Origin of the sequence: Paraburkholderia acidicola (assembly GCF_002362315.1) — a bacterium.
GTDB classification, from domain to species: Bacteria; Pseudomonadota; Gammaproteobacteria; order Burkholderiales; family Burkholderiaceae; genus Paraburkholderia; species Paraburkholderia acidicola.
The window spans coordinates 475,586-490,789 of the sequence record NZ_MTZV01000003.1 but is presented as its reverse complement, the minus strand read 5'-3'; the positions used below and the strand labels follow the sequence as shown (position 1 = coordinate 490,789).

Here is a 15,204-nt window from a genome sequence, read left to right as displayed (position 1 = left end):
CCGAGCCTTCTTTCATTGCGGCTGGAGGCTTCGGAGAGGGTCGCAGCTAAGCTTTCTCGAATGCATTGTCGCGGCTCCTGCGCGACAGGCTCTGTAGAAATCAAATTAGCCAAAGTTCAATTTGTGCAACAGGCTGTTGCGAAATTAGGGCAGCAGGCTGCTGCCCTAATCATCTACCAACGCTGACCAAGTCTTTGCCAGCACAAGTGACCAGGCTCGCCACACAACTGGACCGGCATTGCCAAGCGGCCGACCATCCAGCTGAAGTTCGCCTGTCGACCGTACCGGTTTGGCCATCCGTCCCATCAGGGGCTGGCAGACAGCGCTGACGAGGTACAGAACCGAGACCAGCAGCGCGGTCTTCATCGCCGTGGCATGAAAATCGCCGGCGATACTGACCAAGGCCTTGGCGAGGATGGATGAGTTGATGGGATTAAGTGTCACACCCAGCAGCAGGGCAGCGACAAAACCAGCCGGGAACAGCACTTCGCCCTGGGTGGATGCGACAGTGGCAGAGTCAGGCTTGGGCATTACGCAGTGCTGTTAAAATCTCTGCGGTGGTGCCTGATTCACTGAACATCGGCAGAGTGAACTTCAGCACAGCCTGAGCGCGACCCGGCATGGGGTCCGTGGTGGCGTCGGTTGCGACGGTCATTGAGTAGCCAGCATCGAAGCCTGCACGCACCGTGGACTCCACAGCAACACCCAAGGCAATCCCAGCCACAATCACATTTGTGATGCCGCGTTCCTGGAGTAGCGCATGAAGTTTCTGGGACAAGAACGCATTGGTACCTTTCTTGGAGATGTCTAAGTCTCCCTCCTCGAAGGGAAGATCATTGTGCAGCTCAGCGAAATCAGCTTGTGGCTCCCCGACAGGTGGCCTCGACTCAACCCGGCCCCCAGGCAGTCCGAGTGCGCGGACCCAGACGACGGGCAAACCAAGTTCGTGGAATGTGTTGGCCAACTCGATGGTCTTGGCGACAATCCGCTCCACATCGGCTGGTGCCGCCATGGGGAGAATGCCTTTCTGCATGTCCACAGCGATCAAGGCGCTCTTTGCATCAATCTTGGTGATAGCCATAGTGTCTTTCTCTGGTGAAGGGTGGGCGTGGTGCTTATGGTGTCTCGAGAAGAGATTTCAGCAGAGACATCGCCTGTGCGATGGTGGCCCGCTGGGTGGGGTCGAGTGTATGGAGCTTTTGGCGTAACCAGTCGTTCTTACCTAGCCGAAGCGTCTCAATGGTTGAGTTGCCTTTTGGGGTCAGTCTCAGCAACCGTTGGCGGCCGTCATCGGGGGAGGGGTGCACCGTGATGAATCCGGCGTCCAACAACTGCATGACGGTGCGGCTCATGGATTGAGGCCTAACCACCTCCTCGCGTGCCAACTCGGCACTGGTTTGGTCTGGCTTCAATTGCAATCGCGCCAACACTGCCTGCTGTGGAGCGGGTAACGAGGTGATGTTTCTTGACTCCGCCTTCAGGCGACGGGTCAACGCACCTGTTGTCCCTCTCGCCAGTTCCGCAAGATCTTGTGGCTTTTTTGACATTGCAACATTGTAGCATAACTGATCAGCTTTGCTGATATGAATATGTATTAAAGAAGATTGAAAACCACATCCCTATCGCTAGCAGCTATTATCGATATAGCTGCGATTTTGAACAAAACTGCCATTTTGCGAAACGCGTCACACCCGCCCGTCACACCACTGTCATCCGAATCCTATAATTTCAGGATGCCGATCCATCCATCAACGCTCTCCTTTCCCGACACCGCATCCGTGTCCGCACTGCGTGCGTGGTACGCGGGCGTCAGTTCGCGTGAGGCGGTCGAACGCTACTGCCTGCAGGCACTCGAAGACGGCCGGTCCGCGCGTGGTGTGATCGGGCGCATTCGCCGGCAACTCGCAGGGTTCGCACTCAGCCGTCAGCGTGACGATCTCGTCCGGCCGTTTCAGTGCACGGCCGGTGAACGGACCCGTTACCGCAAGGCTGCAATACTGGCACTGGACATCCTGCCATCGCTACCTGTCCCACAACCGCAAATCAGCGATGCGGTCGATGTCTGGTTGTCCCCTCGCATCGTCCCCGTGCTGCGTCAACACGGCATCCGGACACTTGCCGATCTGACTGTGCGCATTCCCCGTCGCCGGCGCTGGTGGCTCAGGATTCCCGGACTCGGCTTGCGTAGTGCACGTCATATTGAACCTTCTTTGCTGCTCACCAGGGACTGACCGAGCGGGCACGCGAACTGATCGTGGTCTCAACACCGGAACCCGTGGTGCCGTGGGAAAGTATCCGAGCACTGCACGACGTCGACGGTTCGCGCGGCACCTTCCGTGCGCCGAAGACGATGTGCGCGCTCGAGGCCGATAATGACTATCAGGCGATCGGTGCCTGGCTCGAACGGCACGAAGCCACCGAGACACAGCGCGCCTATCGACGGGAAACGGAGCGCCTGCTGCTCTGGGCAATCGTCGAGCGCAGCAAGGCGTTGTCTTCGCTGACCAGCGAGGATGCGACGGCCTATCGTGCCTTTCTGCGGCATCCGACACCGCGTGCCCGATGGGTCGCACCGGCTCGACCGCGGCCGTCGCCGGAGTGGCGACCCTTCACCGGCGCGTTATCGCCGGATTCCATCGCCTACGCACTATCGGTCATCGGCGCGATGTTCCGCTGGCTGATCGGGCAGCGCTACGTGCTCACCAATCCGTTCGCCGGGCTCAAGGTGCGCGGTGCGCAACGCAACGGCGAACTGGATATCTCACGCGCCTTTACCGCCGGCGAATGGGCGTTGATCCGCACGATTGCAGATGGTCTCGAATGGTCGCATGGCTGGACGGTCCCCGCCGCACAGCGCCTGCGCTTTCTGCTCGATTTCGGTTACGCGACCGGCCTGCGCGCGGGCGAGCTGGTCGGCGTCACACTCGGCGGCATCAAAAGCGGAGCGCGGGGTGAGCGGTGGCTGCATCTCACCGGCAAGGGTGCGAAGGCCGGCAAGGTGGTTCTGCCACCGCTCGCGCGCTTTGCGCTCGACCAGTATCTGGCACAACGTGGGCTGTCGGTGACGCCTGCACGCTGGGCACCGGACACGCCGCTACTCGGCCATCTCGACGAATCAGGCGGCATCACGACACCGCGTCTGAGGGAGATCCTGCGCCGGTTCTTCTCCACCGCTGCCAGTTCGATTGAGGCGGAGCATCCCACGCTTGCCGGCAAGCTACGACGCGCCACGCCACACTGGCTACGCCACACGCATGCGTCACACGCGCTCGCCCAGGGGGCGACGCTCACCACCGTACGCGACAACCTCCGTCACGTGTCGATCACGACGACCTCGATCTATCTGGACGACGACGAAGTGCAGCGTACACGGGAGCTCGAACGGATCTTCGCACGACGAGAATCACCGTGACGATCGCCCATGATCCGGTCTATCCGGTTCTGCCCTCCGCGCCGAGTGAGAGTGATCTGGTCGCGTTCACCCCGACACCTGCCGAGATTCGCTATGTGCGGCGGCAGGTCCGTCAGGAGTCGACTGCGGTCCTGTTCATGGCCCAGATGAAGCTGCTGCAGCGACTCGGCTATTTCCCCATGCTGTCGGATGCGTCGCTCGCGGTGCTCGACCACGTTCGTACAGCGCTCCGGTCGCGCTCACTGACACGGGTGATAATTTCACGCTACGATCAATCGGGCACCCGGGTCCGGCACCAGAAGCTGCTTCGCGCGTATCTTGGCATTTACCCGTTCGACACCAGTGACACAGCGTGGCTCGCCGAACTGGCGCGCAAGGAGGCGCAGACGAAGGCTGAGCTACCCGACATCGTCAATGTGCTGATCGAGGAGCTGGTCAGGCGCCGCTCCGAGTTGCCGCCGCTTGCGACGCTACAGCGGATCGCCGCGCAGGGACGCAACGCCGTCAACGAGGCGATCTATCGGGACATCACAGCCGGGATCGATGACGCGCTCAGAGTCCGGCTTGACACGCTGCTAGTCGTCACGGGTGGCAAATCAGAGTGGGAGGACCTGAAGCGGGAGCCGAAGAAGCCGACCACGCGCGCCGTCGCCACCTTCCTGAAGCACATCGACGGAATCCGGGTGCTGGCCGAGGGGTTACCAAAGCCGCCAGCGATACTGTCGGTCAGCAAGCGGGAGCAGCTCGTCATCGAGGCACGAGCGCTCGACGTTGCTGAACTTCGGTCGCTCAAGATCAACAAGCGTTACGCGCTCGCTGTACTGTTCATCCAGGCGCAGCCTCAGAAAGCACTCGACGACGTTGCCGAAATCTTCATCAAGATCATGCGCAAGTACGAAGTCTATGCGAAGACGAAGATGCAGAAGTATCGGCTCGATCACGCAGAGGCTGTCGACAGCCTCGTCGGGCAATTCCGCGACGTGCTGCACATTCTTCAGGATGATGAAGTGTCTGAGCGTCAGCGGTTGCCGCGAATTCGTTCAGCGCTCGGCGACCCGGATGCAACGCTCGCGCAGTGCAACGATCACATCGCCTACGCCGGCAATTTCGATCTGCCGTTCATGCTGGGCCCGTACAAGAGTCAGCGTTCGCTACTGTTCCAGTGTCTCGACGCGTTGCCTCTGGGTTCGAGCTCGCAGGACCGGTCAGTACTGATCTCGCTCGCCTGGTTGCAAGGGTTTCGGGCTGCGCATCGCGAGTATCTATTGTTGACGGAGAACGACCTTGCAACGCTTCCGCTGGAGTGGATGCCAGAAAAGTGGGCGCGTGCAGTCTTCCCGCACGGCCGGGACAGCCGTATGCTGCACCGACGATTCTTCGAGCTCGCGGTATTTCACCAGATCATGCGCGAACTTAATGCTGGCGATCTCTTCGTGGAGGGTAGTGATCGCTTTGATGACTACCGTATCCATCAGGTATCTGAGGAAGAATTCCGGCGGGAGCTGCCGCGATATTGTGAAACGGTCGGTCTGCCGACAGAAGCGAAGACTTTCGTGAAGGAATTGCGCGATCAACTCAGCACAGCGCTCGATGAGACCGACAGACAGTTCCCCGAAAACGACAGCATCGAATTCGGCCAGGACGGTCTGATTATCCACAAGCCGGGCAAGGAGTCGGAGCCACCCAACCTGACCCTGATCGGCCAGGCTATCAAGGCATCGATGCAGGAAGTCAGTATCTTGGATCTCCTCACAGAAACGGAGCAGTGGCTCGACCTGCATAAGCTCTTCGGACCGCTGTCCGGGTTCGACTCGAAGCTCGACGAGCCGCGCAAGCGCTTCATCAGCACGCTGTTCTGCTACGGGTGCAATCTCGGTCCGAGTCAGACCGCACGGTCCGTAAAAGGTCTGAGCCGCAAGCAGGTCGCGTGGCTGAACCTGAAACACGTCACCGAGGAGCGGCTCGACAGGGCAATCGTGAAAGTCGTCAACGCGTTCAACCAGTTCGCGTTGCCGAAATACTGGGGCAGCGGCAAGCACACATCGGCCGACGGCACGAAATGGAGCCTGTACGAGCAGAATCTGCTGTCAGAATATCACTTCCGATATGGTGGCTACGGCGGGATTGGCTACTATCACGTGTCAGAGATGTACATCGCGCTGTTCAGCCATTTCATCCCATGTGGTGTCCACGAGGCGGTCTACATTCTTGACGGGCTGATCGAGAACGGTGCCGACATTAAGCCGGATACCATCCACGGCGATACGCAGGCGCAGAGCAGCCCCGTATTCGGGCTATCGTACGTGATGGGTATCGGATTGATGCCGCGCATGCGCAACATCAAGGATCTCGTGCTGTACAAGGCTGACAGGCGCCGTAAGTACGAACACATCGACAGCCTGTGTCGGCAATCGATAGACTGGAGTCTGATCGAGCGGCACTATGCCGACATGATACGCGTCGCCGTCTCGATCAAGGCGGGCAGGATGACGCCGTCGACGATCCTGCGTCGACTCAGGTCCGAAAGCACGAAGAACAAGCTCTATTTCGCGTTTCGCGAGCTTGGGCGCGTAATCCGGACACTGTTTCTGCTGAAATATCTCAATGACCCGGAGTTGCGCCGTACGATCCACGCGCAGACGAACAAGAGCGAGCAGTTCAATGACTTCGCGCAATGGTTGATGTTCGGCGGCGAAGGTGTGATCGCTGAAAACGTGCGGCACGAGCAGCGCAAGATCATCAAGTACAACCACCTGGTCGCGAACATGGTGATCCTGTACAACGTGCAATGGATGTCGCGCAAGCTCAAGGAATTGCAGGAGAAGGGTCACCCCATTGATGACGAGGTGCTCAAAAGCCTGTCGCCCTATCGGCGCGAACACATTAACCGGCTTGGAGATTACCTGCTGGATCTCCTTCACCCCATCTTGCCGCTCAATCCGACCATCGATTTCGCCTTTAAATCAGCAGCATAGGTCGAGATGTGGCGGATTTTTAACGAATCCCGGCCATACCTCTGCTATGAACTGGTCAAGTTGCTCCGCTGAGAAAATCCCACGCTTCATCATCTCAAATGATCGGCGAAGTCTAAAAACCGCTATGCCACGCTTCATGACCCCGAGACCGCACCTGCTGCCTTAACCGCCGCACTAGCATCAACGATACCGGCACCGGCTGGCCGCACATTGCAAGCCGAGGCGAACGAGCTTTGCGCAGGGCGAGCAGTTGCGATCAGAATCTGCCTGATCGCTGCGGGCGTCAAAAGCGGATTCCTTGCGAGCATGAGAGATGCAACCCCGGCTACCTGGGGCGCTGCGAAACTGGTGCCGCTGTCTGTCAGGTAGGTATAACGCTGCGCAATCGTCTTGCCGTCATTTGCGGTTGACAACACACCTTGCCCCGGCGCGCTGACGGCAACGTTGGTGCCGAAATTGCTGTCCCACGCGCGGCGCCCTGTCGAATCGGTCGATCCAACTGCGATGACACCCCTGCAGTTAGCCGGCCACTCCGGTGCCGATGACAGGCCTTTGTTGCCGGCCGCCACGACAACGGTCACGCCTCTGGAAGTCACGTCGTCCACCGCCGCTTGCATTGCAAAACCACACGCGGCGGGACCAGCCAGACTCAGGTTGATAATCCGCGCCGGCGTCGAATTATTTGGTACGTTCGGAACAGAAATTCCCGCGGCCCAGCGCATCCCGTCGATGATGTCGCTCTGACTGCCCCCACACTTGCCAAGGACACGGACGGGCAGGATCTTGCCGTACGGGCTCACACCGGCTATGCCGATGCCATTATTGGCGGACGCGCCAAGCAATCCAGCAACACGCGTGCCGTGCCAACCGCTGTCATGTGCGTCGCAGCCGTTAAACGGACTGTTGTTTTCGACCGACTCGTCAGTCGTCACCCAGTCACCAGGGTCCGTAGCATCCGGTCCTCTCCCTAGACCGTTATTCGTGTTACTCCTGGCCGCATTGCTGACGAAGTTGTAGCCCGGCACAACATTGGCAATCAGATCGGGATGTGGGACATAGCCCGAATCCACCACGGCCGTGACCACGCCCGACGATCCCTGCGTAATGTCCCACGCAGCAGGAAGCTCGATACCCGCCTGGCTGTCGAAGTAGTTCCACTGCTGCGCGAGCAGCGGGTCAGTCGGAGTCGATTGCGCGAACGCTCGTTGATCCGGCTCGGCAAACTCCACATCGCGATCGGCCGCGAAGGCCTTCGCGATACGCGATGCGTCATCGCCACTCAACGCTGATGCCAGCTCCAGCCGGGAGGTTCCGCCTGAAAGAGCCGTCACATCCGTGATTGCTACCCGGGCGCCGGCCATGGAAGCCGCAGCGAGCATTCGCGCGCCAACCGGTGATGGACTTACACCACCGAGCACTCGAGCAATGACTGACCTCATGCGACCGACTGTCGAGACAGCGGCGAATGAACGCGCGTTACCGACGGGAATCGACTCCGCGCGCAGCTTGACGATGAGGCCGTTCACTACGGATTGCTGTGTTGACGAAGACGCTGACTGAGCATCCTGTGCCTGCGGGCAATTGCTGGCTATCGATGGCGGAGGTGTCACGGATGCTGAAGGAGGGGGCACCGGAGATGGTGCCGTCTTCTTTGCAGGGCCATTGCCATCACTGCCGCCACCGCCACCACCACAGGCGGTCACAACAATCGGAAAAAGGGTGGAAAGGAGTAAGGCACGATAACTGTTTATATACATTTCGGAATGCAAATAATATTTATGAAATTCCCGGCAATTGCCGGACGCGAAGTCTCTTGCAGCGAGAGCAGTGGCTTCCGCGGCGGGAGCGAGCAGCGGTTAGGCCAAACAGCTAATAGATAGAGATATTCACGAGCAAACCTACAGAAAATTCACGCAAGATGTGAATACCCCTGATATGGCGCTTGCGACCTAACCCGCCTGGTTCGATTGCGCCCGGCCGGCTCACTACGCGCTTCGTAGGCTGACCACGCTCGCACGAATTCATTCGATCGCCCCATATCTACGCAATTGCGCGAACGACGCCAGATGCGGACCTCCAGCGCACCCTCGTTCCGCCACTCTCGCGGCAGGCTGGCAGCACATGTCGGAGAAGTGTTTTGCACCCGTCTTGCCACGGGGCATCTTCAAATGGTGTCGAACGTGTTCCGCAACCCAGATTAACGATCAGGCACGTCCGAAGAATCAACCCGCGTTTTCGCGGTCAACTGGTAACTGCGCCCTTCGCGACGAATAAAGCCGAGGCGTATGGCGGCCTGCAACTGACGCTGCAAGCGGGAAAACTCCGCCGGATGACGCGCACCCGCAAACCACTCTGCGGGCGAGAACATCCCGGTGCCAAAACGCTGTGCCAGCGAGTTGAGCAATACGGCTGGGACATTTTGATCGGCAGATACATACGGGTAACGATTGCGCATGATATTTACGATGCACGCACTGTCGACTCTGCCCACTACCTGATCCCGCCGGGCGAACCGGCGAACCTGATGCATCGGCTCTTCAAGGTCTGTGTTTGCAGGTGCAATCTCTCGTGGATCAATCACCTCCCCACGGAGCGCGGGATGCACATGTGGAATGTGTGCCACCAGCAGTGCGCGCCGGGACGTTAAACAATTCGCCCCAGTTCACCAGGAAAACCAAAGTGATATCCCTGCGCCCACTGAATCTTCATCGCAGATGCAAGCGCGAGATCTTCTTCCGTCTCAATGCCCTCGATAATCAGACATCGTCCAAAGCCGTACGCGAACTCTACGAATTCCCTTAAGCTGGCAGGAGAACGGGCACCGCGTCGCACATCCTTCATTACCGACGCATCGATCTTGACAATGTCTGCATGTCCGATCGCCATAGCCGTGGGCAGCGAGTAGCCTGCGCCGAAATCATCTACTGCAACGCGGCAGCCAAGGCACTGTAACTTGCGTGCAAGTAGGCGGGTTCCGATAGGCTCGGCTGGAGCGGTCTCTGTCACCTCAACGATCAATCGATTCGCTATATCAGTGTCTTCCGAAAGACAAGACAGAACATTGGCCCAAAGCGACTCATCGTCTGCGCTGGCTGCCGAAATATTGACTCCCAAAGTGAGATCGGAATGCTCACGCAACAATTCAATCACTCTTAACATGATGTAGTGATCGAATGCCTGAGCCACTCCTCGTCTTTCCAATACGGGCATGAACTGGCCCGGCTGCATTACATCATCACTTTTTCCTGTAACCCTCGTGAGACATTCGTAGTAAAGAAACGAATCACGGCCCGAAAGGCTGCACACTGGTTGGAAAACAAGCTCTATTCGATTTTTCATCAGTGCATTCTGTACTGAACGGATCGTAGCTTTGTCCTCTTGGAATGTGTCAGATACGATCCAATTCATGATAGGCGGAGTAGGAACGACGGTACTCTTGTTTACTATGTGCTTCATTGAGCCATCACCCGGATTCGGTGTCGGTAATCAGAATTACCGATAATCTAAAAAAATTCCATCAGACCAGACTCCGTGTTCCTGGTTTTTGTTACGAAATCGTGTTTCACAGAGACATCTGATGTAATGCGATAGACGAAGTTAAAAATTCAACGGAATATTTTTATATATTGAGAAAATCTGACATCAATGAATCAAAAAATCGGATAATTCTGACTTTCGCGTACTAATGGCCTGACGAAGTTTTTGTGGGTGTCAGATGTAAAAGGACGCTGGTAGCCTCTGCTGCGAAAGCACACCTCTCCTTCTTCATTCAACCTTCAACGCCACGATCGCAAATTTTGCACCTTTCACAGAAAATCACATTTTCTCCGGTCGGCATTCATCCTGAAGAATCACGACATGTGAGAATCATATTTAAACAGGATTCGGCCGCGATTCAGTGGAGTGTTTGATGCAGCAGTAGATCAAGCGAGTTTTCTATAAAATGCCGATATTCGATGACGAATCATCACTATCGTCTCGCCCAGCAGCATCAATTATTTAATGAACTGGAAATCAAGCAATATGATAAATTTAGCATGATGCTGTTCTCAACAAAATCGGAAAATTCCTATTAATGAAAATTTAACGAGAAATATTTGTTAAAAATTGTTAAATATTCATTTCGATACACAAGTCCTCAAACGAGCGTCGAAGCAGGCGCAATTTCTGGGGAGTCCATCGGCGTGGCCCCACACGCCCGGCGACAGATGGGCCGTGTGCACGCTGACACCCGCCGGGCAAACTGGTCGGTGCGAAGCCGGAGGACAGTGCGGAGGGAGCAAATGAGGAGTGAAGTGACGACTCTATCGACGTGGGCAACTCGGCGTGCCAGCGATATGTGCTTCGCCATCCCCTTTCCTGCAGTTTTGAGGTAAACCCAATTGCCGCTCGACCTCAAGACCAACCACTGTCAGATTTAGTCGAGTCCACCGCAAATCAGGCAGGTCATTCCCACGTAATGGGTCGCTCTTGGAATTAAGTTCATGCATGCCTCGTCTCTTAATTCTATGAAACGTCGGCTTCCATTTTTTACGACCAGCCTCCCATTCGGATGTGTCATCGTTATACTCTGGGGCGGGATACGCACTGCGAGCCCGGGGTCAGCATAATTCATCGACTGCGAATAATCCAACACCGCAAGGAGGGGAGCCATGACGCTCTCGGCAGATCACGATGCACCGCAGAAAATCGATGTTGTCATCGCCGATGATCACCCCGTACTGGTGTTCGGTGTACGCACGCTGCTGGAAAATGCTCCGGGCATTCGCGTCGTCGCGACCGCCGTCGACATCGCGGGACTCCTTACCATACTGGATAACCAGCCCTGCGACGTGCTTGTATGTGATTTCACCTTTGCCGATGAGGGTGCGCAGGATGGAATGCATCTGATAGCGCATCTACTGCGCACCTATCCCAGAATGAAAATCGTTCTCCTGACCGCTCATGAGGATTTGATGTTGATTCGACACGTGCTGACCATGGGCGTCGCCGGATTCATCGGAAAATCGAAAGCGAAACTCGAATCACTCCCGGTGGCAGTTCACAAGGTTTATTCCGGCGGAATCTATCTCGCTCCCGAAATCAAGACATTGCTCGCCGAAGCTGGTAACGCGGGGGGCGGTGGCACGTCCACAGACGAGCGTGCGACGTTGACAAAACGTGAATTCGATGTCGTCCACAAGCTCCTCAAAGGCATGAGCGTCTCGGAAATTGCGCGCGAGACGGGGCGCAGCATCAAGACGATAAGTAGTCAGAAGATGAGTGCGATGCAAAAGTTGGGCGCACGTAACGACGCGGAACTTGCCATCATGTTCGACCGGATTTCGGAAGCGGATGAAGTCGACCCAAGCCCCAACCCGCTTCGTGATGAGTAATGGTTGATGTATGAACTCGATTGGCGGGATGTCACCGACGACGGTGCGATGATGCCCATACAAGCAGGATGGAGGAGCAATGGGCGCAAGACGCGTGTCACGCAGGGTCGGTAGATTTCAGCGCGAACTTGCCCTCGGGTTGCGGATGCGGAACTCGGAGGAGTATTCGAGCATCATCCTGTTTGGGGCAGGAATACTGCTCACGCTGGCTATCCTGGCTGCCTTGGCGCTCTTGGTCCGTGCCGAAATCAACAGGGAGATTGACCGGTTGAACGCACAGTTCGACGAGCAGATCACGGATGTGACCCGGCACTTCCAGTTTTTGAGCGGCCGCTTCGTACGCACAAATGATCTATTCCGGCGGCTGCTGGAAGTGGATGTCCCCGATCCACTCGTGCAGCCGGATGAAGCTGGGGATACATCGGTCGGTGCTGATCGGGATATGTCAGGGTGCCCGATAAACTTCTATTTCTCCGCGAAAAATAGCAACGGTTTGAAATTACCTTGTACCACGCGGATTTCAAGAACCTTGATGAATTGGATATTTGACTGTGACGGTTGCGATCGCGTCAATATTGCCGAATTCGATTTGAATGGAAATTATCTGGCTGAGTTCAGTCACACTCCGCAACCAGCGAAATTTCAGGCTGGAGATTACATATTGAGTCGTACCCGGGACGCGCGTAAAGCGCTGGCGGGTTTGCCGCATTCCAGCTACCACGCAGCTACGGCAGGAGTGTGGCTTCCCCCTCGTCTCGATCCTGCGACGGGGCAGCATGTCGTGGACTATGCCAGCATTTTTCTCTTGGATAATCGTCCGGCCATCGGGCTGATCCGAACCATGGATTTCAGCAGGGTTGTAAGAGATAGCGTTTCCGAGCATACGGCTCGTTCGCTGTTGGTCGTGACTCCAGACCAGATCGTGCAGTTTGGTGGGGAGCGAAAAAGTGACGCGAACCAGGACCGGATACTCAAATCGTTACTGGCTTCGACTACGGATGCCGTGAAGGCAGATTGGTTCGACGGGAAATTATATCTCTCACGCGGTCTGCCCACGCCGCACTGGGCCTGGGTGCAGGTAATCGATAGTGATCAGGTCGCAATCGATACCTGGCATGACAGCAAAGGTTCGATACTATCCTTCGTTACGCTGATCATTACCCTCTGGGTGTCGATTTTCTGGTTTCATCGACGCGTGCTAACACCCATGGAGCGTAACTCGACGAGGGGACGCGAGAGCGCCGCGTTCGAACAGACCATGGTCGAGTCGTTGCCAGTCGGTTTTGTCGCCATGCGTTCGCGGAGTCGGGATTTTCTTATCGAAAATCGCATGGCTCGGGAGATATTGCGTAGCGAAGACGGCGAAGTCGCACTGGATAACGTCCTCGACCGCCTCGTCTCACATGAGTTTGCTGTGACCCCGTCCCTGACCGTCGATGTCGACATCGGGCGGCCCGGCGAATCCAAGCACTACGAATTCGTATTTCGATCGACGGCCTACGTCGGCGCGGACATCATCCTGCTTGCGATATATGACGTCACTGCCAGTCGGCAAACCGAGTCGCTGCTCCGGCAAGCCCGTATCGCGGCCGAAGATGCCAGCAAGGCGAAAAGCGATTTTGTGGCGTTTGTGAGCCACGAAATCCGGACACCCTTGCACGGCGCTCTGTCCAATCTCGAGCTTCTCTCGCTGGACACGTCAAGCGGTGCTGAGCATAAGCGCATCGGCGTGATCCGGCAGGCATTCTCTTCCCTGTTGGCGCTGCTCGACAATGCCCTTGATCTGTCGAAACTGGATTCCCAACTGTTTCAGGTCAGATTAGAACCGTTTCGCCCGCGCGAACTTATCGAGGGGACCGTGATCGCGGCCTTGCCACTCGTATCGGGGCGAGATATCCGCATCAACTGCCACGTCGAGGAGGCGCCTGGAGAACTCATTGGAGATGCGAGTCTGCTTCGACATGTTGTGGTCAATTTGCTGCATAACGCACTGAAATTCACGATGCGCGGCAAAATCGAGATTCGTTGTCGGGCGGTCCGCGACGCGAGCGGATGTGTCGAACTCATCATCTATGTTGCGGACACCGGGATGGGAATCTCAGCGGAGGATATCAAGCAGATTTTCGAGCCTTATACCCAAAGCTCTACCACGAGCAATGCCGTGTTGCGGGGAACAGGGCTTGGCCTTGCATTGTGCAAGAAAATCTGTGAGCAACTGGGCGGCAAGATTGACGTATCGAGCCGTGTGGGAGAGGGCAGTACCTTTACGGTGCGGATTCCTGTTGCATTGAGCGATGCCGTTACGGAGCCACCCGCTTGGCCGGCGCCCGACGGGCGCGGGGTGGTGGTGCTACTCGCGCGAGATGAAATGCCGAACGATCTTCCCGATCTGCTGGCACAAGCAGGGTGGCCCGTTGAAGTCCGTATATACGATCCCGAGCAAGAAATCGGAAAACGGTCGGACGCGGTACTGCGGGTTCTGGTTGTCCCGAAGCTTGTTGTTGCGGCCGACCTGGGCTGCGAGGTAGATCTGGTTGTTGCAGACGACGGACCGTTGAATCCGGTCATTCATGGTGGCGCATCTGTCGTGTCGGCATATTCGATCGACGGCCTGCGCGAGGCTTGGTATTCACTGACTGACCAGCCCTTGACGGATGCCGGCAATCTCGAAGGTGGCCGCATCGAGGCTTTGAGTGGCCTGGAAACAATTCGTGTGTTGATTGCCGACGACGATGAGATCTGCCGCCGTTTGGTACAGGATCAACTGTCGCTGCTGGGTATCGGAAATGTCGACCTTGCGTCCGACGGTGACGAGGGGCTAGAGCGGGTGCATGGTCACGATTACGACCTGATCCTGACCGATCTCAACATGCCGCAATCCGATGGTCGTTTTTTTATTGCGGCGCTCGGCGATTTGTCGTTACGTGCCAAGGTGATTCTGACAACGGCGGACTTGAGTTGGGAACAGGCCGTGAAATCCGCTGGCCATCGTGTCGATGCGGTTCTGACCAAACCCTGGTCAATCGAGGCATTGCGTGACACCATCGACCGCGCCTTCGGAACGCACTCGAAGTTGTCGCCTGCCAATCCAGCCGCCAATGCCACGCTGGCTGCCTTGCTTGCAAGTACGCTGCCAGACAATTGGGCTTCTGCCCGCAAGGCGCTGGCCGATGGCGATGTCCCGCTGTTTCAGCGCAGGCTGCACACCATGTCCGGAGCGCTCTTGTTTGTGGGCGAGGAGGCGTTCGTAGCCAGGCTGCGGTTGCTCGAGAAGGATTGCATGTCCGCAGACACCTCGGCCCTGGTGGCAGGCTTTGATAGTCTCGCAGCTTGGATGGACGGATTGATTGCCGGTTATGCGGCCCGGCAGCCTCGAGTGCAATCCTGATCATGATCAACGCCGCAGCGGTGTTGTGCATCAGTTCGGCGACCGGTTCATTTT

The 15,204-nt window shown here is 57.0% G+C and carries 9 protein-coding genes and 1 pseudogene; 4 read left to right on the top strand and 6 right to left on the bottom strand.

Translation table 11 applies throughout. The annotated features are described in order from the left end of the window. Nucleotides 1–165: 165 nt before the first annotated feature. From BWP39_RS09925 to BWP39_RS09915, 3 genes are read right to left on the bottom strand one after another with little or no spacing between them, the layout of a single operon-like run. Nucleotides 166–531 (bottom strand): hypothetical protein, encoded by a 366-nt coding sequence (locus tag BWP39_RS09925; RefSeq protein ID WP_096719552.1) that lies wholly within the window; start codon nucleotides 529–531, stop codon nucleotides 166–168. After that, complete coding sequence (locus BWP39_RS09920; protein WP_096719550.1) at nucleotides 518–1,081, bottom strand: cysteine hydrolase family protein; 564 nt, start codon at nucleotides 1,079–1,081, stop codon at nucleotides 518–520. Before BWP39_RS09920 ends, BWP39_RS09925 begins: the two co-directional genes overlap by 14 nt. A gap of 34 nt (nucleotides 1,082–1,115) precedes the next feature. Further along, entirely contained in the window at nucleotides 1,116–1,547 is a 432-nt protein-coding gene (locus tag BWP39_RS09915) for a MarR family winged helix-turn-helix transcriptional regulator (RefSeq protein ID WP_096719548.1), read from the bottom strand. A gap of 186 nt (nucleotides 1,548–1,733) precedes the next feature. Here BWP39_RS09915 and BWP39_RS09910 point away from each other — a divergent pair. Next, a pseudogene (locus BWP39_RS09910) lies at nucleotides 1,734–3,412 on the top strand (phage integrase family protein). Next, entirely contained in the window at nucleotides 3,409–6,387 is a 2,979-nt protein-coding gene (locus BWP39_RS09905; protein WP_096719546.1) for a Tn3 family transposase, read from the top strand. The pseudogene BWP39_RS09910 and the gene BWP39_RS09905 overlap by 4 nt, the downstream one beginning before the upstream one ends. 134 nt (nucleotides 6,388–6,521) lie before the next feature. Here BWP39_RS09905 and BWP39_RS09900 read toward each other — a convergent pair whose 3' ends face one another. The 3 genes from BWP39_RS09900 to BWP39_RS09890 all read right to left on the bottom strand — a co-directional run bounded on the left by BWP39_RS09900 (nucleotide 6,522) and on the right by BWP39_RS09890 (nucleotide 9,795). Continuing rightward, the gene (locus BWP39_RS09900; protein ID WP_096719544.1) at nucleotides 6,522–8,144 is read right to left on the bottom strand and encodes a S8 family peptidase; all 1,623 of its coding nucleotides are present in this window, start codon (nucleotides 8,142–8,144) and stop codon (nucleotides 6,522–6,524) included. A gap of 440 nt (nucleotides 8,145–8,584) precedes the next feature. Continuing rightward, a complete protein-coding gene (locus BWP39_RS09895) occupies nucleotides 8,585–8,842 on the bottom strand; it encodes a hypothetical protein (RefSeq protein ID WP_096719542.1) in 258 nt (85 codons plus the stop codon). A 188-nt stretch (nucleotides 8,843–9,030) separates the two neighbouring features. Then, the gene (locus BWP39_RS09890; RefSeq protein WP_157915135.1) at nucleotides 9,031–9,795 is read right to left on the bottom strand and encodes an EAL domain-containing protein; all 765 of its coding nucleotides are present in this window, start codon (nucleotides 9,793–9,795) and stop codon (nucleotides 9,031–9,033) included. A 1,244-nt stretch (nucleotides 9,796–11,039) separates the two neighbouring features. Here BWP39_RS09890 and BWP39_RS09885 point away from each other — a divergent pair. Together BWP39_RS09885 and BWP39_RS09880 are read left to right on the top strand one after the other, a co-directional pair. Then, entirely contained in the window at nucleotides 11,040–11,762 is a 723-nt protein-coding gene (locus BWP39_RS09885; RefSeq protein ID WP_096719538.1) for a response regulator transcription factor, read from the top strand. Nucleotides 11,763–11,841: 79 nt separating this feature from the next. Further along, complete coding sequence (locus BWP39_RS09880; protein WP_096719536.1) at nucleotides 11,842–15,150, top strand: ATP-binding protein; 3,309 nt, start codon at nucleotides 11,842–11,844, stop codon at nucleotides 15,148–15,150. Nucleotides 15,151–15,204 lie beyond the last annotated feature (54 nt).

What these genes read in the sequence shown, in the direction of transcription:
- BWP39_RS09915 (WP_096719548.1), bottom strand. Translation starts at nt 1,547, where the DNA reads ATGTCAAAAAAGCCACAAGATCTTGCGGAACTGGCGAGAGGGACAACA.
- BWP39_RS09880 (WP_096719536.1), top strand. Translation starts at nt 11,842, where the DNA reads ATGGGCGCAAGACGCGTGTCACGCAGGGTCGGTAGATTTCAGCGCGAA.
- BWP39_RS09925 (WP_096719552.1), bottom strand. Translation starts at nt 531, where the DNA reads ATGCCCAAGCCTGACTCTGCCACTGTCGCATCCACCCAGGGCGAAGTG.
- BWP39_RS09920 (WP_096719550.1), bottom strand. Translation starts at nt 1,081, where the DNA reads ATGGCTATCACCAAGATTGATGCAAAGAGCGCCTTGATCGCTGTGGAC.
- BWP39_RS09890 (WP_157915135.1), bottom strand. Translation starts at nt 9,795, where the DNA reads ATGAATTGGATCGTATCTGACACATTCCAAGAGGACAAAGCTACGATC.
- BWP39_RS09895 (WP_096719542.1), bottom strand. Translation starts at nt 8,842, where the DNA reads ATGCGCAATCGTTACCCGTATGTATCTGCCGATCAAAATGTCCCAGCC.
- BWP39_RS09885 (WP_096719538.1), top strand. Translation starts at nt 11,040, where the DNA reads ATGACGCTCTCGGCAGATCACGATGCACCGCAGAAAATCGATGTTGTC.
- BWP39_RS09900 (WP_096719544.1), bottom strand. Translation starts at nt 8,144, where the DNA reads ATGTATATAAACAGTTATCGTGCCTTACTCCTTTCCACCCTTTTTCCG.